We start from the raw sequence: 20,400 nt of genomic DNA, 5'->3' as shown, positions 1-20,400 counted from the left end.
CAGGTCGTGTTCACGGAAGGTTTTGTCTCTCTGCTGTCCGCCCGCCCCAAAGCAGGCATTTAATCAGCTCCATCGCTGCGTTAGCATCAGACGCCCTTGCGTTCACCCGGCGCCAAGCTCAACGAGATGGATCTGATGCTCAACAGCAACTTGCTTAGAAAGCTCGATATGCAGGACCTCATGGTGTTTATCGCCGTGTACGAGCAGAGCAGCGTCACCGGGGTCTCGGAAAGCCTGTGCGTCAGCCAGTCGACCGTCAGCTATTGCCTGAAAAAACTGCGCAACGCCTTTGAGGACGAACTGTTCATCAACACCCGCACCGGCATGCGTCCCACCTACAAAGCCAGCACCATGTACAGCCATGTGCTGAAGATCCTCGAAAGCATCAACCTCTGCCATTCCGGGGCCCAGGCCTTCGACCCGATCCGTCAGGCCGTGACCTTCAACATCTGCGCGCCAGAGTATTTCGAGCTGCTGATTCTGCCGCGCCTGCTCAAGCAATTCGATGTTGCCGACCTGCCGGTGACGGTCAATGTGCACAAGCTGGAAACCGACATCCCCGCCGAGGAACTGCGCAGCGGCCAGTTGGACCTGGTGATCTGCTTCGGGCCCAACTTCCACCGCACCCACGCCGACTTCAAGTCGCAGATGCTGCTGGAGGACGAACTGGTGTGCGTGTTCGACAAACGCGCCACTGCGCCCCAGCAGCCGCGCTTCAGCCTGCAGGGGTTTGTCGAACGGCGTCATGTGTTCCCCACGCCCTGGACATCGGACAGCAACATGGTCGATGGCTGGCTGGCGAGCCAGGCCCAAAAACGGCAGATCGTCGCCCGGGCCAACAGCTATGGCGCCGCGCTGAAGTTGATTACCGGCACCGACTTCATCCTGACCCTGCCGCGCCGCGTCCAGGCACTGTTGGCCAGCGATACGCTGTTCAGCCACTGCTCGCCCCCCAGCGGCTTGCCAGGGTTCACTCTGGATATGCAATGGAGCCCGATCACCGATCAGGACCGGGCCAACACCTGGTTTCGAGAGCAGGTGGTGCAAGTGTGTGCCGAGCAGGGGTTGCTCTAGTCCCGGCCCGTTCAGTGGCCAATGGCGGCGTTGAACGGTGGGTTCGGGCACACCGGTTGTGGCGACGGCGTACCCGACGTTACCAGCCCGCTAGCAGCGGGCGCTCCTCATCAGTGACTGATTACCCCTTGGTTGATGCCGGCCAGCGGCAGCTGGGCCAACCCGCTCGAAACCGTGTTACCGGTCAGAGAACCGCGGTTGATACCGGCCAGGCTGCCGTAGTTCTGGCCCGCGTTCGCGAGGACGTTAACGCGGCCCAAGGCTGAAGACTGAGCAATATGGCCCAGGTTCACGCCGGCTAGACCACCCAGCGAGGCAAACCTGCCGCCACGGACCTGGCCACTGCTCGTTGCGTTGATGATCCGGCCCTCGTTCTGTCCGACCAGGCCGCCGACAACGCTATTGTCGCCAGCCAGGACATCACCGCTGGCTAAGACGTTCTGCGCAGTACCACCGGAGTTATGGCCGATAAGCCCACCAACACGCGCGCCCCGGCGAGCTGTCACGTTGCCTGATGCCTCGGCCTGCTGGATATCGCTCTCTATGTTTTGGCCAATCAGGCCACCGACATTCGAGTCGTTTTGCCCAACAACCGGACCGCTGGCCTTGACCTTGAACAACACGCTGTTCTGATTCAACCCGACCAGGCCCCCGACCGTTGCTGAGCCGTAACCCACTACCGCGCCGCGAGCCTCGGAATCCCTGATAACGCCGGAATGATTGGAACCGACCAGACCGCCTGCTATGCCGTTGACGAAGCCGATTACCGCCGCGGATGAACGGGAGCGCTCAATCCGGCCCCCCTGGTTGACACCCACCAGCCCACCAACGCTAAGGCCGCTGTAACGGTCACGACTGGCATCCTGGCCAACCCTGCCAAAGCTGGATGAATCGACAATGCTCCCGCCCTTGTTGACACCAACCAGCCCGCCCAGACCGCCCGCCGCTCCAACGGTATAAGCACCTGGGCTCGCGCTGACATCGACCTGGGTCCAACTGTTGGTCACGGAGCCGGTAGCGGCGAGGCTATTGGCGTTCTCCCCTGCCAGACCGCCCGCTGCAACGGTGAATTGGTTGCCAGTCACCGACCCCGCCATGGACGAATGATCGATGGTGCCGCCGGAGTTGATCCCTACCAGCCCGCCGACAATATTTTTCTGGTGGCTGTTGGCGTCCACCGTAAAGTCGCTGGCACTGACGTTGGCGATACTGCCACTGTTAAGCCCGACCAAACCGCCAACAACACTGACAAAGGCACCGGGGGCATACATTGCGCCGTTGATACGCATGGAGGCGAGCAGGAGGTTACTGATACTGCCGCTCGACCTGGCGAACAGGCCGCCGTAGGCGCCGTCAGTATCGATGGTAAAGCCGCTGATGGTGTTGCCCAGCCCCTCGAAGACTCCGCTGAACGCCTGCTTTCCATCACCAATGGACTGGAGGGTGCCGTTGCCGTGGATGGCCTGCCCCAGGACATAACGCCCCTGCAGGTTGTTATTGATCGCTTGCAGTTGCGCGGCGTTCTGAATGACGGTGTACTCGGCACCGTTGGCGGCAAACATGGCACCTCTGCCCGCGAGGGTCACCCGACCGTTCGCACCCGAGACAAAATTGCCAGCGTAATTGAGCACAAGACTGCTGAAGATCCCGGAAAGCTGCACATGGCTATTGAGCTTGATGCTGCCCTTGGCATTGAGCAGGACCTGAGTAGCGTCCCCACGGCCATTCAGGCTTTTATTAAGGTGAATGTCCTTGGCCGACGAAAGGATCAGTCGTTTGCTGTTGTCCCAGACGAGAGCGTCGTTTACCACCACGTCGCCCTTGCTACTGGCCAGTTCGATCTCGGTCGTCGCCAGGTTGCGCGACAGCGTATCGACATGGATGGTACTGCTCCCTGGCGTGGAGGTTGGATCAACCTTGACCTCGGCAGAGCTGATTTTCCAGGTGCCGCTCTTGCCGTAAGCTGCCGTGGTGTTGACCCGAGTGTCTCGTTCCACCTGAGTGATAGCGCCCTTGGTCTCGACCACGCCACCGGCGCCTTTCGCGGTCAGGGCGCTGGCGCCCAATGAACCCGCGACCTTCACCACGCCTACGTCGCCACCGTCCAGGGTGATTTTCCCGGCCTTGTTCGACAAGGTCAGGGCTTCAATGGCGCCCGTGTTATTGACCACGGTATTGAGCATCGCGCCAGCGCTCTTGGCGGTCATCACGACTTGCCCGCCATCGGCCTTGAGCAGCCCGCCATTGCTCACCAGCGCATCGATCGCGGCGGCATCGACCTTCAGGTCCAACAGGTTGTTGCTGTCGAAGCTGACCGTGAAGCCATCGCCTGCGCCCAATGCCACGCGCCCGTTCTGCGCGGTGATGGTGCCTTGGTTGTCAACGGTTCTGCCGATCAGGGCCACGCTGCCGCCATCCGCCGCAGTGATGGAGCCTTCGTTGACCATATTGCCCGTCGAAGTGCCGGAAAACCTGTAGTTGCCCGCCGTGAAGTCGGCGTTTTTCATGTCCTGGGTCGAGGCCACCAGGCCACCGACATTGACCTGAGCACTCTTGCTGAACACCACACCGTTAGGGTTGATCAGGAACACCTGGCCGTTGGCGTTGATCCGCCCCTGGATATTACTGCCGTTAGAACCGATGACCCGGTTCAACGCAATAGAGGTCGAGTTCGGCTGGTTGAAGGTCACCGTCTGACCGCCGCCCACACTGAAATCGTCCCAGTTGAGGATCAGCTTCTCAGTGTGCTGATTGATGGACATCTGCTGCTGCTCGTTGTACCTCAGGATATCCGCGGTTCCCGATACCAGCGTCTCTCCGCTCGGCAAGGCGAACGCGGAGGGCAGCCCGCCGATTGTCAGAACACTGGCCAGCGCCACAAGCAGGCCTTTGCCACTGCCTGCCCGCCGACGGCGACGTGCGCCTTCGTGGGTCACATTCCAGCAGCCCTGGGCCTGATTCCAGACCAACGCATAAATTTTGTTCATAACCACTCCGTTGATTAAAAAACACCCTGAGCGGCACTCCCTCTGAGGCCCGGAGGCTTTCAAAAAAGCGATACAGGCGCACGCAACACCAGGCCAGCAGGCAAAACACTGCGCCGACTGCACACCGCTCAGTGAGTACACAAAAGTAAAAGTGAACTGCGCTGCCCTCCGTGAGATGGCACGCGTTCTGCGCCAACGCATCGGGTTGCAGCGCGATGGCCAGTTGCTTCTGGCCATCTGGGACGAGGAAAAACAAGGGACGAGATAGAGAGCATCCGATAGCAACCAACACTCGATGCGCCCAGCACCTGCCAGGCGTACCAAGGGCTGCAGTTGCTGTGCTTTAACGGGTGCTAGTCATCGGTCAAGAAGTCACCCTGGTTGAGACCAACCGCTGGCACCTGGGCCGCTGAGCCCAATGCGGTGTTTTGGGCCAGACGGCCGTAGTTGACGCCAACCAGGCCACCGTAGGTCTGGTAGTTGCGCGGAACGACGTTGATCTTGCCGTAGGCTACGGACTCCCGAATGGAGCCCAAATTCAAGCCAGCCAAGCCCCCCATGCGTGCATAACTGCCGCCACTCACCTGGCCCGTGGCCAAGGAGTTGCTGATCCACGCATTGTTCTGCCCGACCAGGCCGCCAACAGAACTCTGGCTCCCGCCAGCAACGTCACCGTTGGCCGTTGCAGAAAAAATGGTCGAGGATCTGTTGCTATTGGTCCCCACCAAACCGCCCACAGCGCTGCTGTTACCCGCATTGACCTTACCGTGGGCTTCAACCGATAACAGGTCGCCCTCGTTGTAACCCACCAGCCCACCCACACTGCTTAGAGCCCCGCCATCAACCTTGCCCCAAGCCTGAGCCGCCGAGGTTGTGCCCCAAATGTTGTGCCCGATGAGCCCGCCGATATTGGCGCTGTTACCGCCCACAACAGCACCGGTGGCTTCAGCGACTTGGATCACGCCGCGAACACTCTTGCCTACCAGGCCACCGACATTGGCGCCGGAGGAATCAACCACCTTGCCGGAAGCCTTGACGTTGACCAGAGTGCTGTAGCTGTTTATGCCCACCAGGCCACCTGCAGCCTCGCTTCCAAAGCCGCTGACCGTACCCGAGGCGCTGGAGTCAGTGATGTAGCCCTCATTGAGGCCCACCAGGCCACCAATAACACTGGCGACATAACCCACTACGTTGACCGAGGAGTGAGAGTTCCTAATTTCGCCACCCTGGTTGTACCCCACCAACCCGCCGAAGTTCGGGTCTTGCTTGTAAGTGGTGAAACCGGTCCCGACCGTTCCAGCACTTGACGAGTCGGTAATCAGACCATTCTTGTTGACCCCCACCAGCCCCCCCATACCGCCAATGGGACTGATCTGCATGGTCCCAAGAACCTGTACGTTGGTGCGGCTATTGGAGATTCTGCCCCGGCCGAACGGATTGGCACTGTTGCCGTTTTCCCCCACCAAGCCACCGACGGCGAGAGTCAAGCCATTACCGCTGACAATACCGGCCACCGATGAGCGATCGATGGAACCGCCCGAGTTGACGCCCACCAGCCCGCCCAAGTTGTTGTACTGATTGCTGTTGGCGTAGACCCGCTGATTAGTGGCATTGACGTTGCTGATCATCCCGCGGTTCATGCCCACCAGCCCGCCAACATAGCTGAAGCCGGCATTGGAGGTCGTGCCGTAGATGGTCATCCCCGCCAGATTGAGGTTGCTGATGCTGCCGGACGATCTGGCGAACAGACCACCGTAAGGGCCGTCTGTATTGACAGTGAAACCGCTGATGGTGTTGCCCAGGCCATCGAACGTTCCGCTGAACTCCGCGCTGCCACCAATGGACTTGATTCTGCCGCCACTGCCTTGGATGTCGTTGCCCAGTACATACCGGCCACCAAGGCTGCTGCCGATCCCCTGCAACTGAGCGGCGTTCTGAATCACGCTGTACAGCTGACCCTGCGAGTCGAACGCCGCGCCGCTGCCGGACAGCGTGACCTTGCCATCCTTGCCCTGGACATAGGCGCCGCCGTAATCCAGGCCGAGGCTGCTGTTGGTCCCGGAGAGTTCCAGCGTGCTGTTGAGCGTGATGTTTTCCCCGGCATTGAGCTCGATCCGGGTTGCGCCGCCGCTGCCCTTGAGACTGTTGTTGATGTGGATATTCTTATCGGCCGCAATACTCAACTTATTGCCGCTGGCCCAGGCAACCGAGCCGCCCACCGTGGCATCTCCCTGGCTGCTCAACTCGATATTGGTGGTGGCCAGGTTATACGCCAGGGTGTCGGCATAAACGGTGTTGCTACCGGGGGTGGAGATTGGATTGACCTTGACCTCGGCAGAGCTGATTTTCCAGGTGCCGGTCTGGCCATTGCTTGCCTTGGTATTGACCCGGGTAATCAGTTGCACCTTGGTGATGGCGCCCTTGGTTTCGACCAGGCCACCGTCGCCTTTCGCGGTCAGGGCGCTGGCGTCCAATGAACCCGCGACCTCCACCACGCCTACGTCGCCACCGTCCAGGGTGATTTTTCCGGCCTTCTTCGACAAGGTCAGGGCTTCGATGGCGCCCGTGTTATTGACCACAGTCTTGTACATCTCGCCGGAACTCCTGGCGGTCATCAGCACCTGCCCACCATCGGCCTTGAGCAGCCCGCCATTGCTCACCAGGGCATTGATCGCAGCAGCATCGACTTTCAGGTCCAACAGATTGTTGCTGTCAAAGCTGACGGTGAATCCGTCCCCCGCACCCAAGGCTACACGCCCATTTTGCGCCTTGATGGTGCCTTGGTTGTTAACGACTCTGCCGATCAGGGCCACGCTACCGCCATCCGCCGCGGTGATGGATCCTTCGTTGACCATATTGCCCGTCGAAGTGCCGGCAAACCTGTAGTTGCCCGCCGTAAAATCGGCGTTTTTCATGTCCTGGGTCGAGGCCACCAGGCCACCGACATTGACCTGAGCACTCTTGCTGAACACCACACCGTTAGGGTTGATCAGGAACACCTGGCCGTTGGCGTTGATCCGCCCCTGGATATTACTGCCGTTAGCCCCTATGACCCGGTTCAACGCAATAGAGGTCGAGTTCGGCTGGTTGAAGGTCACCGTCTGGCCGCCGCCCACACTGAAATCGCTCCAGTTGAGGATCAGCTTGTCAGAGTGCTGATTGATAGACATCTGCTGCTGATTGTCGTACGTCAGAATATTCGCAGTTCCCGATACCACCGTCTCTCCGCTCGGCAAAGCGAACGCGGAGGGCAGCCCGCCGATTGTCAGAACACTGGCCAGCGCCACGAGCAGGCCTTTGCCACTGCCTGCCCGCCGACGGCGACGTGCGCCTTCGTGGGTCACATTCCAGCAGCCCTGGGCCTGATTCCAGACCAATGCATACACTTTATTCACGTTAACTCCTGTCTTTTCTAATTAACGTCCTGCAGTCCTGCAAGACGGCACCGTCTCCAAAGCGCACACAGGGCTTCAGAAATACTGAGTCGCAACGGCCCAGATCCGAGGCGTACGCTCGGGGCCACTGCCTTCACTGTTGTTATCCAGCGTCCAGGAGCTGGTCACGCTGATCTGCTGCGAGGGCCCGATCCAACTGGCGCCCAGGCCCGCGCCCGAGAGCTGGCGACGGTTGTCTTCGCGGGTCCAGGGGTGTTTGTTGACTTGCACCGCACCGTGGTCGACAAACGCCTTGAGCTGCCAGCGGGGGGCCAGGGCGTAACGCAGCTCCTGGCTCGCCTGCCAGCCCTGGTCACCGCTGCCAGTCCCTTGGGGATAAGCGCGCACATCGAATGGACCGCCAATGCCGAATTTTTCCGAGCTGTCCAGGTTGGACGATGCCCACTGCGCATTGAGCTGGGTATAGAGCTGAAAGCGCGTGCTCAGGTACTGCATCCGCGCGGTGTTGAGATTGATCTTCTGAAACCCGCCGGCCGTACCGGCAGTGAAGCGATCACGCCACTGGTCTTGTGGTCCATCGAGACTCAAACGGCCACTGCCATAAGTGAGGTAGAAAATGTTCTGCCCGCCCCCAAGCCATCCGTCCTGATGGTTGCCATTGAGGCTCAGGCTCCAGAGTTCGACATGCTTGCTGCTGCTGGCCTCGAACAGGTCGATGTCGTCCCGCAGCCGCTTGTCTTCGTACTGCAACTGCGCGCTGAGGTCGAAGGTACGGCTGCGGATCAGGGGCTGAGTGACAAAGAGGCTGCCGATACTGGCTTGACCATGGGCCTCCAGCACCTCGAAGTCCTTGCTCAACTGATAGCTCATGTGGGAGTAAGCCATGCCCAGGCCCGTCGACCAGGGACCTACCGGAAGTTTGTAGGCGGCACGGTAGTAGCGCTGATCCTCATCACTGCCGAGCACGCGCAGGTTGAGCTGGTCCCCCAGGCGCAAGGGGTTGTTGAGGTTGAAGCTGCCCCCGAGTCGATACTCGCCCGTGTAGAAACCGCCGTAGTTATCCGCCTCCAGGGTACCGCTGGCCCAGGGGCCGGGCTGGGCATCGATCAGCAGGTCGGTGGTTCCGCGGTGCGCACCGGCGCTCAAGGTGCCCTTGACCCGCACGCCGGGAAGGTCGCTCAGCAACAGCAGGCTGCGCTCAAGATCGTCGCTGTAGACCGCGGCATCGCTTTTGAGCGACGACAATGGACCGCGAATCACCGAGTCCAGCGCTCGAGACTGATTCTGCACTTCGATACGGCCGTAACGGCCCTCCAGGACCTCGATGCGTACGACACCGTCTTCGATATCCTGGGCCGGCAGGAAGGCTCGGGCCAGCATGTAACCCTGGCCCTGGTAATAGTCGGTTAAACGCTCGGCAGCCGCACGCAACTGGTTCAGGTCCAGCTCCTGCCCTTTCAAGTCCGCCAGCAGGGGTTGCAGCACCTCGCTGCTGAACTGCCGGTTACCGACAATGACAAAATCGTTGACCTGCAAACGAAACCCGGAAGTATCTGGGGCCGTTGCGCTCGGTTGATCGACCGTTGGCAGGTCCAACTCAGGTTCCGTGGTTTGTGGCAGCGAAGGCTGCGTCGCTTCGATATCACGCATCACTTGCCCCGCGTTGGGTACATACACCGCCCCCGATGCGGCCCACGGCAACACCAGCAGCAGCCCCAAACCGCCCCGAGACCAGCGTTGCCTGGGCCCTTCGACACGCCCGCCCCGCAGACCATTAAATGGCTGGTCCCTGCCACCCTCAGTCTTGCACCCGCATACTTCCACTCGTCCTCTCCCCACTGTCTATCGCAATTTGCTCATGAACGGCCGACTGAGCTGGGCCATCCGTTGCTTTACAGGCAGGACCTAACCAGCCCAGCTTGATGCGCACGCGATAAGCCACCCGCAGCGCGATGCCCGACAGCACTGAACGCTCGACATGAGCAGATCCCAACACGTTCAAGATTCAACTGAAGAAACACAAAAAGTTAAACAAAAGACTCACTAGAACCGCACAAACCAAAGCAGCTTTAGTTCACAAAAAATGGTGTACCGCGGACGTAAAAAACTCTTCCCCCCGAACCATTAGCTTTTATCAATCGAGACTAAAAGGGTACGGACAGACGACATAACAACGCGCGAACGCACAATGACCTTACGGCCATCCAGATAAAGTCTTATTGCTTGAAAAACAACAACAAAACACCCCAATTGCACGCCTTCCACAGCGCCGAAATTTTTCACCCCTAATTGAACGCCATCTTCAACTTTCCAGACACCAAGCGCTCTACCGACGACAACGGGAAACATGCCACCTTCCGTTTTAACTAGATAGGAGCGCCATGCAACGTGAATAACCCCGAAAGTCACCGCAAAGACTTAAAAGGCCTGAACCTCATATGATTTACTTCTCTATGATTTACTTTTCAACGCCACACAACATAAGCCCAAATCACAACACTCATGTTTGGCATAGCGCGGAGAAACCTGACACTCCGAAAAAGCATGAGATCTCGCTCCAACCAACAGGACTTATAAAGCTACTGTTTTTTAATTAACCCATTGGCCTCAAAAATCCAAAAACCTCAACACTGACCACGGGCGCCATTAAAACAACTTAAAAACAGGTCCTTCTATAAGGATCGTCTTAAACTAGCAAAAACAAAAACCGGACAACACTTCGAATGGTCGTCGCCGCCACAAAATATGACAACACCCTCTAATCAATGCATCGCACGCTCCAGCCTATTTATTCACCGTCGATTGACTGAACAACAAGTAAATATTCATCCACAATTTTCAAGATGAGCCCCGCGACGGCAGGTACTTCAGGATTGGCAAATACCAAAATATTTAGGGCCGTTAGGCATTACTGGGAAGTACGCTCTCGACCTTCATAATAAGAGCTCACTTTCGCCACCACATTGATCGCTATCGAGTGCAACCTGCGGTTCCGTTACGCAACATGAAATGCAAACCCGAGCCGGGAGTGTTCAGACTGGTTGCCCCCCCAAACACCGGCCGGGCAAAAAACACCCTACCGATGGTAAAACTCCATGATGACCCCGCCTCTGAACCCCCCTGCTTCTGGTCGATCAGTGCGCCAGATCACGTTGACGTCGAGCTTTTGACTGCGCGAGATCTCGCTGCTCGCGTCGAACATCGTGGTTTCTTGGTTAAAGGGGATGACGGTCTTGTTTCTGAGCAGTTGAATGCCCACCGAGTCGAAGGGCTTATTGTCAATCCCGTAGGGAATCAGCAAGTTCTCGCCAGCATTGACGGCACTTAAGGGGGCAGCCTTCATAAAGGCGCTTATGCTAAACACCGATTTATCACCACGGCACAATCCTGAAGTATCTTTATTGGCAAAAAGAGTCACTTCACGAGTACTGGCCACACCACCAACGTCGGCGCTGCCGGACGAAATAGTACCAAAATCAATATTCTGGGTTGAAAACCCTATCGTGATCGGACACTTTATATATTTTATTAGATGAAGATTTATGAGGGTAAGCCCCCACATTTTGACAGGGTCATCCATATTTATATCCATGCCACTCAACTGAAGTACTTTGTGGCTAGCCACTCCTGTAACGACGTCGTCCTGATTATCTCCGGGCGGCGTTTTTTTGACGATAAATAAACTGTAATTGAAGGGAACATTCACACTAGGACAGTTTTCGGTACAGCTGGGCAAGGTGGCCTTCAATTCTATATTACAAGAAGAGGGACACGTATAATCCTGCCCATTGTAGGTGACACCCAGTTCAAGATTGAGACCGAGAGGCTCGGCATATTTGCTAGGATTGAGTATGTACGCCAGCGCATGCGATTGGCCATTAGGGGTATTTTTACATATAAATTCCCCCTTTATTATGGGCGAGCGCCAGAGCACGGTTCCCTGCGTCGCTTCATTGGGTATATTTATAGTGCCGGGAACGCTCATACGCTCTTGATAATTCCCTGACGAGCTACAGGTAAATTGGGCAGCAGACGCTGCCTGGCTATTCCCTAGCACTCCAAACAGCAAAAAAAAACTTAATACACTCTGAAGGATCCTCATAAAAAATACTCAGGCTCAAGCGAACAGGACGTGACACGCTAATCCTTCCGTGATCGCCTTGATATAAGCCAAGTCTCAACTTTAAAGCCCCTGAAACAGATAAAAAAAACACCCACGCAATATCCCCGCAACATTACGCCACAACACTTCCTCTATCTATTTCCAGACGTTTTTTAACATGACGCCATTCATGGCAGGGGCTTGGGAAGCGTGCTAATAGCCAATAACGAGCGACTTTCCAGAGACGCCGCTCGGCAGCCCGACACGGGTATCCGACGATGAAAAAAAGCACCCGGCACCAGCGCTTCAGGCTCAGCCCGCCCTTGTTCTGGATCGGGCAGTGGGTCGTAGTCGCCCCATGCACGCCACCTTCAAAGCACACAGTCGATCCCGGATGCTCCACACGTCGACTCACTCAGTGCTGAGCGCCTGTCTGACACGGTCATGAAGCTCAACCGCTAGGCGGCCGCGGTGGTCGTCAACACCGGCCAACGCCGGCATATTTCTGCGCACGTTCAACGCGCCGCTTCAATGCTCCGTGGCCGCCCTGTCATCGCGCAGTACCCGGCTCTCCCAGGCCGCCACCAGCACCATCACCGCCGTGGTCAGCGAGCCCAGGGCCAGGGCCGAAAACAGATGATTGAGGGCCGGCGGCAACAGCCCCAGCAACAGCACCAGCCCCACCAGGTGCGACAGTGGCGGCAGCACCCGGTCGGCCATGACCCACTTGAACAGCGCACAACCGAGCAGGAACAACCAGGGCCCTCCGATGATGGCAACGATCCCGGCAGCGCTGGCCTGGTCCGGGTGCACCAGCACCAGTTCATCGGCCACCGCGCTGACAATAATCCCGGCGACGATCAGCACGTGCAGGTAGGTGTAGGCGATGCGCGCCTGGCGCCCGGGGTCGTCGGAGTGGGCGATCCGATGGTGGGCGCGCTCGGCGCCGCTGTCGAAATACACCCACCACATGGCAATGCTGCCCAGCACCGCCACCACGAAGGCCAGCAGCCCTTGAACGCTCCAGGCCAGCTCGGCGAAGGTCGCGCCGGTCACCAGCAATGACTCGCCCAGGGCAATGATCACAAACAACCCGCAACGCTCGGCCATGTGATTGCCTTCGACGTTCCAGTCCTTGAGGGTCGAGCGCCCCAGGCCCGGGACCCAGAAATACAACGAGGGCGAGACCAGTTCGATCAGCAGCGCCAGTGCCCACAGCAACAGGCGCTGATGCCCCTGGAGCAGCGCCCCGCCGATCCAGAACAGCGCGGACAACAGCATCCAGGCCAGGATCCGCTGGAAATTGCGGGTCATATTCAGCGCCTCGCCGCGCACCGCCCAGATGGCAAACGCGGTACGCCCGACTTGCATAAACACATAGGCCCCGGCAAACAGCAGCCCGCGTTCGCCAAAGGCCTGAGGGATCGAAGACGACAGCAGCAGGCCGGCGACCATCAGGCCGAACAGGCCGAGGCGGATCGGCAGTTGCTCCGGGTCGAGCCAATTGGTGACCCAGGAGGTGAAAATCCACACCCACCACACCGCCACCATCAGCAACGCCACCTGCACCGCGCCGCCAATACTCAGGTGCGCCAGCAGCGAATGGGAGAGTTGGGTCACGGCAAAGACGAACACCAGGTCGAAGAACAACTCGACCATGCCGACCTTGCCGCTGTCGAGACTGCCACGGCCACGCAACAGCGAACGGGGTTTGCTCATGGGGATCTCCGCCAGAAAATATGCACCGGTCCTGCATCACAGCAAAGCAGCCGCACCCCGGGCCAGCAAGCCCGCGGCTGAATCAGTGCGCCAGCAGGCTGCGCTCACTCATGAAGGCTTCCAGGCGCGAGCGCAGCCAGCGCTCGGCCGGGTCGGTGTCGACATGGCTGAGCCAGACCATGGACAGGTCCAGGGTCGGGGTCTTGAACGGGAACGGCTCATTGAACAGCTGCCCGGAGGCAGCCATGGCGGCGGCGGTGTAGTCCGGCAGGCTGGCCAGCAGGTCGGTTCCGGCCAGCAGTGCCGGCAGCGAACTGTATTGCGGCACCGACAGCACCACATGCCGCTTGCGGCCAATCTCTGCCAGCCACTCATCGGCGTAGCCGCTGACATTGGCCGTGTGCGATACCAGCACATGGGGCCGCGCGCAGTATTCATCGAGGGTCAGCGGGGTGCTGCTGGCATCGGCGCGCAGCACGCTGGGCTGGATATGCCGCAGCAGCTTGCGCTTGGCATTGGCCGGCAGGCCGCGGGTCTGGCTGATGCCGACGGTGATATCACCGGAAGCCAGGAGGTCGGGGATGCGCCAGTAATCCACGTGCTGCACCACAAACACCACCAGCGGCGCTTCCTGGCGCAAGGCCCGCAGCAGCGGCGGTAACAAGCCGAACTCGACGTCATCGGACAGGCCGATGCGAAAGGTCATGGTGCTGCTGGCAGGGTCGAAATCACGGGTCAGGCTCAGGGCCGACGACAAGGCGTCCAGCGCCGGCGACAAATGGGCAATCAGCTCTTCGGCGCGGGCCGTGGGCTCCATGCGATGGCCAACGCGGATAAACAACGGGTCATTGAACATGGCCCGCAGGCGGTTGAGCGCCGAACTGATGGTCGGCTGGCCAAGAAACAGTTTCTCCGCCGCCCGCGTGACATTGCGCTCCAGCATCAGGGTCTCGAACACCACCATCAGATTGATGTCCGCCTTACGCAGTTCATTGCGATTCATCAGCGCTCCCCCAGCCCCAAAAAACACAGGGGCCAGTGTAGGGAGGTCGCGGGATCGGCGTCTACGCGCAGTTGCGCGTGGCTATTGGCCCTCGGAAGGATGGGGTTTGAGGCCTTTTTTCCTGAAGAACTCGATCAACCCCGGGTTGCCGATTTCAAGGGCCATGTCCAGCAGGTTGCTGCGCTGCTCCGGGGTGCAGGAGTAGCGACGGGTGGTGGAGGTGTCGCAGTAGGTCTCATCCAGGCGCATGCCGCGCTCGATAAAGATGGGCAGGATATCCCCGGCCGCATCGGGGCGTTCCGGCCGGTACTGGACGCCAACGAACAGCCGGTCCAGTACATACTCCATCAACTCGCTGCCATGCTCGGGCAGCGGCAGGTGCCGGGCGATGGCCTGGCGGGCGATGGGATGATCGGTATCCAGTGCCGCGCGAAAGGCATCCAGATCGGGATGCTCGGTGTTGTTGTAGTAGGAAACATCAGCACCGGCGGCCACCAGCAGATCGATGGTCTGCGCATCTGCCCCTTCCGTTATCGCGTAGATCAGCGGGCGCATGGAGCCGTCGTTTCGATACTCGTCGGCCGGGGCGCCCTCATCCAGCAGCCACTTGATGGTCGCCGGCGGGTTATGGGCCTTGATCGCCTCGTTCAGCAGCGAGGTGCGAAACCCCTCAAGCCCCGGCATATGGGCCAGGTGCTTGCGCAAGGTTTGCATGGCCGGCAGCGCGGCCTTGGCCTGGAGCGCCACATGAAAGGCCGTGGTGTCGTCACCGGTGTCGTACACCAGCGGCAAGGCCTCACCGAACCTGGCCAGCACCTGCTCCACATCCGCTGGCGTCGCGTGCTCCCAGAACCGCTCATTGAGCAGAATCAGCGAATTATTGAAGTCCGAGCTGCTGGTGTAGATGCAGGGGTTGAGGGTCATGTCGGTCGCACCGGGAATATAAGTGCGCCTGCTCTCGGGCCCGGCATCCGGGCTCAGGCTGCGACTGATCGCGGCAATCACCCCGCGCGTGTCATGGGACCCGTCCAGCTCCCAGCCCTGCCCTTGCTGCGACCTGTCCAGACGCAGCTTCACCGGCACGACCTTGCTGGCCGGCCCCTGCCAGGCGCTGGAGAGCGCGGCAAAATACGGCTGCGCCAGCGCCGTTGGGTCCTGCTGGCCACCGGCAGTCGCAGGCCAGGCCGGAATCTGCGGCACCTGGCAGGCAAGGTGCACCTCGACCTTGGGCGACTCGCCCGCCGAGCACGTCGCCATGACCTGACTCTCAGTGACCTTGCATTGAACCTGCCGAATCGCCAGGGCCTGTGCTTGCGCCAGGGCCCGCAACTGCTGTTCCTGGTCGGCCGAAAGCGCGGCGCCGCGGTTGATGGCACTGCGGGTAAAGCTCCCCAGGTTTTCCAGCGCGGCGCCCAACGCGGTACGTTCGGCCAGGGCCTGCATAGTGGCGCGCACCTTTGCCCCATCGGCGTAGTGCTGGGCCGAACTCAAGCGGGCGAAGCTCGCCGGGTCGTCATTGATAAAGGCCTCGACATACAGCTGCGCCAGCACGTCGGGGGACGGCCCGGCGCTGCCCGCTTCAGCCGCCTGGGTCGCCAGCGCCTGCCCCAGCAGCACGGCGCAGAGCAGTCCTCTACGACCCGGGGTCGGCCGGGACAACGGAGCAACAGACGGGCTGATGAAGTTGATGGCGAAGCTGAAACGGGAGCGACAAGCGAGGCGGAACATCCATTTTTCCTTTGAACGTTAAGCGCGGGCGAACGCTGTGGCGCGGGAGCGACAAGGTACAGAAAGCGTCGAACAGCCGCTGAAGCCAGTGCATACGCGTGCGCAGACAGGTGCGCAGTGTGACGGCCTGTCGGCGGAAAAAAAAGCCCTTTATGAGCCGGTCTCCGCGGCGATCCTCCCCAGGCAACTCACCACCTCGCCCGCCAGGTGAAGATCGGGCGTGCTCGTTGTCATGTCAGGGGAACATGGATAACAATGGGATACATTATCATTTACGACTTGAAATCATGGACGCAAGTGGCAAGGCTTCAGCACCGCTCGATATCGAGCTCCTGTACGGACAGCATCATGGCTGGCTGAAAAACTGGCTGCGCGGCCGCACCGGCAATTGTGCCGATGCGGCCGACCTGGCGCAGGACACCTTTATGCGCATGCTCACCGCGCGCCAGTTGCCCGCATTGCGTGAGCCTCGCCACTACCTGGTCACCATTGCCCGCGGCCTGTTGATTGACAAGGCACGGCGCCGTGCATTGGAACACGCCTACCTCGAGGTTCTCGCCGCACGCCCGGAACCGGTCGACGTCTCCCCCGAAACCTACCACCTGATCATTGAGTCCCTGATGGCTATCGACGCCATGCTCCATGGCCTGGGGGCCAGGACGCGGCACATTTTCCTGCTGGTGCAGCTTGAAGGCCTGAGCTATGTAGAGGTCGCGCGCCAGACCGGCCTGTCCGTAACCACGGTAAAAAACCACCTCGGCAAGGCGCTGCTGCAATGCATTCTGTTGATGGACGAATGAACAGCGCCCAGGGTGCTGCTCCCGACAAGAGCCATCTGCAAGCGGCCGTGCAGTGGTACCTCATCCTCAACGACAGCGACGTCGAATCCACGCAGCTCCAGGCCTGGCAGCAGTGGCTGGCGGCTCGCCCCGAACACGCCAGCGCCTGGTCTCGGATCGAGAAGCTGCAACAGCAATTGCACGGTGTGCCACTGGATGTCGCCCTGCCCGTCCTGAGCAAAATGGGCGTGCAGCGACGTCATGGCCTGAAACTGCTGATGCTGCTGGCGGCCGGCGCTGCAACCTTCGGCGGTTATCGACAGTCCCCCTACAGCGCGGACTTTGCTACCCGCACCGGCCAGCGCCGCCAGGTCGTGCTGGCCGATGGCAGCCAGCTGAATCTGAACACCGACACCCAAGTGGACATCGACTTCAACACCAATCAGCGCCTGATCCGCTTGCGCCATGGCGAAATTTTCATCAGCACCGCCCTTGATCGTGCCCCTTCTCGCCCGCTCTCGGTGGAAACACCCCATGGCAGCATCCTGGCCTTGGGCACGCGTTTCGACGTGCGCCTGCACCAGGATTTCACCCAGGTCAGCGTCCAAACCCACGCGGTGGAGGTTCGTCCCCAGCATGCCCCGCAGCAGGTCAGCCGGGTGGAAGCCGGGCAAACCCTGAACTTCGCGGCAAACCAGGCCGCCGCCGTGCGTCCGGCCGACCCGGACATCAATCACTGGACCCGGGGCCAACTGGTCGTCATCGAATGGCGCCTGGCCGACTTCATCCATGAGCTGGCGCGCTATCGCCCTGGCTATCTGGGCTGCGCTCCCGAAGTGGCCGACCTGAGAATCTCCGGCGCCTTCCTGCTCGATGACACGGATGCGCTGCTGGCCAACCTGCAGGCGTCATTACCGGTCAAGGTCCGCACCTTTTCACGCTACTGGGTCCGCATCGAGGCCTGATTCCTGCCCTGCCCGATCCGCCAAGCAAGATGAGAAAAATACTCATTGCTCCTTGCCGATTTGAATTCACGTTCGGCTCTTGAGTAGAGCGGTCAATCAGCCGCCTTCACTGCCACGGCATAGGAAGCGTTATATGAGTCACCCCCTCCCCCCTCTCAAACAGGCCGGCCTACGCCAGTCCCTCAATCGCGCGCTATTGAACCTGACTCTCGGCGGCTCACTGTCGATCATGACCATGGTTCCCCACGGCTGGGCGCAAAGTGTTGCCGAACAGGCGGCCTACGACATACCGGCAGGCCCGCTGGGCACCGCCCTGAGCCAGTTTGCTGCCGCCAGCGGCGTGACCCTGTCGTTCGGCTCGCAACAGACCGCCGGCCTGACCACCCAGGGCCTCAAAGGCAACTACTCGCTGGAGGGTGGATTCGCACACCTGCTGTCCAGCAGTGGCTTGCAAGTACGCCAGGAGGGCGTGAGGCGTTACAGCCTGGTCAAGCAGCAGGAGGCCGAAGTCATGGAGCTGGACGCCACCACTATCTCTGCAAACGGCCTGGGCGCGACGACTGAAGGGAGTGGCTCATACACCACAGGCACCATGCAGACAGCCACCAAGCTCGCTCTTTCCAACCGCGAGACCCCGCAATCGGTCACGGTCATTACCCGTCAGCGCATGGACGACCAGAACATGAAAACCCTGGAAGACGTGCTCAAGGGTACCCCGGGGATTTCAATGACCAAGGACGGCCCGCAGCGTCCGACCTTTTACGCAAGGGGCTTCGCCGTTGAAAACCTGACCACCGATGGGTTGCCCAACGATCTGTCCCACTACCTCAGTCGGGACATGAACTCATCGCCCGATATGGCGATATTTGATCGTGTCGAAGTGGTTCGTGGCGCCACCGGGATGATGCAGGGCTCCGGCAACCCCTCAGCGGGTATCAACCTGGTCCGCAAACGCCCAACGGCCACCGGGCAATTGAGCATCACGGGCAGCGCCGGCAGCTGGGATGACTACCGCACCGAAATCGACGCCTCGAACGCCCTGAATGAAAGCGCGACCTTGCGCGGGCGGGTGGTCGCCGCCTATCAAAGCAAAAACAGCTTTCAGGATTTCAGCAGCTCCGAGCGCTCGGTGTTCTATGCCATCACCGAAGCCGACCTCAACGAGGACACCCTGCTGACCGTCGGCGCCTCGAACCAAAACGCCAACAACAATACCTCCTGGGGCGGCTTGCCAACGGCTGTCGATGGCAGCGACCTGCACCTCTCGCGCTCGACCTATCTGGGCAATGACTGGGAGTACTGGGACCAGGACAACACCACCGTCTTCAGCCGCCTGGAATACCGTTTCGCCGAAAGCTGGAAACTCCTGCTGTCGGCCAGCAAAACCTGGTCCGAACTGAACATGCTGGGCTCCATGCCCGAGCGGATGGACAGCAATGAAAACGAGTTCGGCCAGTACGTGGGCCAATACAAGTACAAGGATCAGCAAAACAGCTATGACGCCTACGTCAGCGGGCCCTTCTCTCTGCTTGGGCGCAGCCATGAGCTGGTGGTCGGCGCCAGCCAAAGGGAGTTGACCTTCAACGGCAAAGGCAACTACCGAACCGATCCCACTGACACCAACCTCTGGGATCCGGTCAGCAACCCCAAACAGTACATGAGCCTGGAGCCCTGGAAACAGCACCGGACCTCCAAGCAGAAAGGCACTTACCTCACCAGCCGCTTCAACCTGACCGACTCCCTGAAACTGATCCTCGGCGGCCGCCTGGACTGGTACTACTTCGATGTGGATACCAGTTGGGAGGGCACTTCCTACTCGTCCAGCCGACCAAACCATGTACCCCGTCACCTGACCCGTTATGCCGGCGCGGTGTACGACCTCGACCAGCATCACTCGGTCTATATCAGCTACACCGATATCTTCCGGCCACAGACCGAGCTGGATACGCAAAACAACTCGCTAAAACCCATTGAGGGAAAGAACTATGAAGTCGGGATCAAGGGCGAGTACTTCGACGGGCGCTTGAACGCCAGCGCTGCGCTGTACCGCATCGACCAGGAGAATCGGGCAAAGCAACTCAACCTTGCCCTGTGCCCCGGGACCACCTGCTACGAAGCCGCGGGCGAGGTGCGTAGCGAAGGTATCGACCTGGAGCTCAACGGTACGCTGGCGCAGGGTTGGGAACTGGGAGCCGGCTACACCTTTTCCGAGGTCAAGTACATCAAGGATGCCGACCCCGCCAATGTTGGGCGCCTGTTCGATACCGATATTCCACGGCATGTGTTCAAGGCGTTCACCACCTACCAGTTACCCGGTCCCTGGAATCGCTGGACCATCGGTGGCGGTCTATATCGGCAGAACACCATTTACAACAGCGGCACCAATTACTACGGGAGCAAGCTCGATTACCGCATCGAGCAGCAGGCTTACACCCTGGTCGACCTGATGACCCGTTACAAAGCCTCGCAGAATCTGGATATCAGCCTGAACGTCAATAACCTGATGGACAAAAAGTACTACCAGAGCCTCGGCAACAACACCAGCTTCGGCTCGAACCTGTATGGCGAGCCACGTAACGCCATGCTGACGGTGCGCTGGTCACTCTGAGAAAAACACCGGGAGCGGCATCAGCCCGGTCCCGGTGCGG

12 protein-coding genes are annotated in these 20,400 nt (G+C 59.8%); 4 read left to right on the top strand and 8 right to left on the bottom strand.

What is annotated here, in order from left to right; all coding sequences use genetic code 11:
• Positions 1-135 precede the first annotated feature (135 nt).
• Positions 136-1,074 carry a LysR family transcriptional regulator gene (locus tag CF161_RS30525; protein WP_020300497.1) on the top strand — a complete coding sequence of 313 codons (939 nt, stop codon included), beginning with the start codon at positions 136-138 and terminating at the stop codon, positions 1,072-1,074.
• A gap of 110 nt (positions 1,075-1,184) precedes the next feature.
• Here CF161_RS30525 and CF161_RS30520 read toward each other — a convergent pair whose 3' ends face one another.
• From CF161_RS30520 to CF161_RS30490, 8 genes are all read right to left on the bottom strand, one after another.
• Complete coding sequence (locus CF161_RS30520) at positions 1,185-4,061, bottom strand: GLUG motif-containing protein (RefSeq protein WP_020300496.1); 2,877 nt, start codon at positions 4,059-4,061, stop codon at positions 1,185-1,187.
• 353 nt (positions 4,062-4,414) lie between these two features.
• Positions 4,415-7,456, bottom strand: coding sequence for a GLUG motif-containing protein (locus CF161_RS30515; RefSeq protein ID WP_020300495.1), 3,042 nt, complete (start codon positions 7,454-7,456; stop codon positions 4,415-4,417).
• A gap of 75 nt (positions 7,457-7,531) precedes the next feature.
• A complete protein-coding gene (locus tag CF161_RS30510; RefSeq protein ID WP_020300494.1) occupies positions 7,532-9,175 on the bottom strand; it encodes a ShlB/FhaC/HecB family hemolysin secretion/activation protein in 1,644 nt (547 codons plus the stop codon).
• A gap of 405 nt (positions 9,176-9,580) precedes the next feature.
• Entirely contained in the window at positions 9,581-9,805 is a 225-nt protein-coding gene (locus tag CF161_RS32990) for a hypothetical protein (RefSeq protein WP_156882758.1), read from the bottom strand.
• A 727-nt stretch (positions 9,806-10,532) separates the two neighbouring features.
• Positions 10,533-11,441: a hypothetical protein gene (locus CF161_RS30505; RefSeq protein WP_256206970.1), complete on the bottom strand. Its 909-nt coding sequence runs from the start codon at positions 11,439-11,441 to the stop codon at positions 10,533-10,535.
• Positions 11,442-12,086: 645 nt separating this feature from the next.
• Positions 12,087-13,277 (bottom strand): low temperature requirement protein A, encoded by a 1,191-nt coding sequence (locus tag CF161_RS30500; RefSeq protein ID WP_020300492.1) that lies wholly within the window; start codon positions 13,275-13,277, stop codon positions 12,087-12,089.
• Between the two features lie 82 nt (positions 13,278-13,359).
• On the bottom strand, positions 13,360-14,280 hold the full coding sequence (locus tag CF161_RS30495) for a LysR substrate-binding domain-containing protein (RefSeq protein WP_020300491.1): 921 nt from the start codon (positions 14,278-14,280) through the stop codon (positions 13,360-13,362).
• A gap of 81 nt (positions 14,281-14,361) precedes the next feature.
• Positions 14,362-16,008: an ankyrin repeat domain-containing protein gene (locus CF161_RS30490; protein ID WP_043230970.1), complete on the bottom strand. Its 1,647-nt coding sequence runs from the start codon at positions 16,006-16,008 to the stop codon at positions 14,362-14,364.
• A 287-nt stretch (positions 16,009-16,295) separates the two neighbouring features.
• Between CF161_RS30490 and CF161_RS30485 the strand changes: the two genes are divergently transcribed.
• From CF161_RS30485 to CF161_RS30475, 3 genes are all read left to right on the top strand, one after another.
• Positions 16,296-16,808, top strand: coding sequence for a sigma-70 family RNA polymerase sigma factor (locus CF161_RS30485; protein ID WP_020300489.1), 513 nt, complete (start codon positions 16,296-16,298; stop codon positions 16,806-16,808).
• Positions 16,784-17,752 (top strand): FecR domain-containing protein, encoded by a 969-nt coding sequence (locus CF161_RS30480; RefSeq protein WP_256206969.1) that lies wholly within the window; start codon positions 16,784-16,786, stop codon positions 17,750-17,752. The genes CF161_RS30485 and CF161_RS30480 overlap by 25 nt, the downstream gene beginning before the upstream one ends.
• 133 nt (positions 17,753-17,885) lie before the next feature.
• Positions 17,886-20,360 (top strand): TonB-dependent receptor, encoded by a 2,475-nt coding sequence (locus CF161_RS30475; protein WP_020300487.1) that lies wholly within the window; start codon positions 17,886-17,888, stop codon positions 20,358-20,360.
• The last annotated feature ends 40 nt before the right edge of the window (positions 20,361-20,400 follow it).

This window comes from Pseudomonas sp. CF161 (assembly GCF_000416215.1).
Taxonomy (GTDB): domain Bacteria; phylum Pseudomonadota; class Gammaproteobacteria; order Pseudomonadales; family Pseudomonadaceae; genus Aquipseudomonas.
This window is presented reverse-complemented; position numbering and strand designations above follow the sequence as displayed.

What these genes read in the sequence shown, in the direction of transcription:
- CF161_RS30525 (WP_020300497.1), top strand. Translation starts at nt 136, where the DNA reads ATGCTCAACAGCAACTTGCTTAGAAAGCTCGATATGCAGGACCTCATG.
- CF161_RS30520 (WP_020300496.1), bottom strand. Translation starts at nt 4,061, where the DNA reads ATGAACAAAATTTATGCGTTGGTCTGGAATCAGGCCCAGGGCTGCTGG.
- CF161_RS32990 (WP_156882758.1), bottom strand. Translation starts at nt 9,805, where the DNA reads ATGTTTCCCGTTGTCGTCGGTAGAGCGCTTGGTGTCTGGAAAGTTGAA.
- CF161_RS30505 (WP_256206970.1), bottom strand. Translation starts at nt 11,441, where the DNA reads ATGAGCGTTCCCGGCACTATAAATATACCCAATGAAGCGACGCAGGGA.
- CF161_RS30500 (WP_020300492.1), bottom strand. Translation starts at nt 13,277, where the DNA reads ATGAGCAAACCCCGTTCGCTGTTGCGTGGCCGTGGCAGTCTCGACAGC.
- CF161_RS30495 (WP_020300491.1), bottom strand. Translation starts at nt 14,280, where the DNA reads ATGAATCGCAATGAACTGCGTAAGGCGGACATCAATCTGATGGTGGTG.
- CF161_RS30490 (WP_043230970.1), bottom strand. Translation starts at nt 16,008, where the DNA reads ATGTTCCGCCTCGCTTGTCGCTCCCGTTTCAGCTTCGCCATCAACTTC.
- CF161_RS30485 (WP_020300489.1), top strand. Translation starts at nt 16,296, where the DNA reads ATGGACGCAAGTGGCAAGGCTTCAGCACCGCTCGATATCGAGCTCCTG.
- CF161_RS30480 (WP_256206969.1), top strand. Translation starts at nt 16,784, where the DNA reads ATGCATTCTGTTGATGGACGAATGAACAGCGCCCAGGGTGCTGCTCCC.
- CF161_RS30475 (WP_020300487.1), top strand. Translation starts at nt 17,886, where the DNA reads ATGAGTCACCCCCTCCCCCCTCTCAAACAGGCCGGCCTACGCCAGTCC.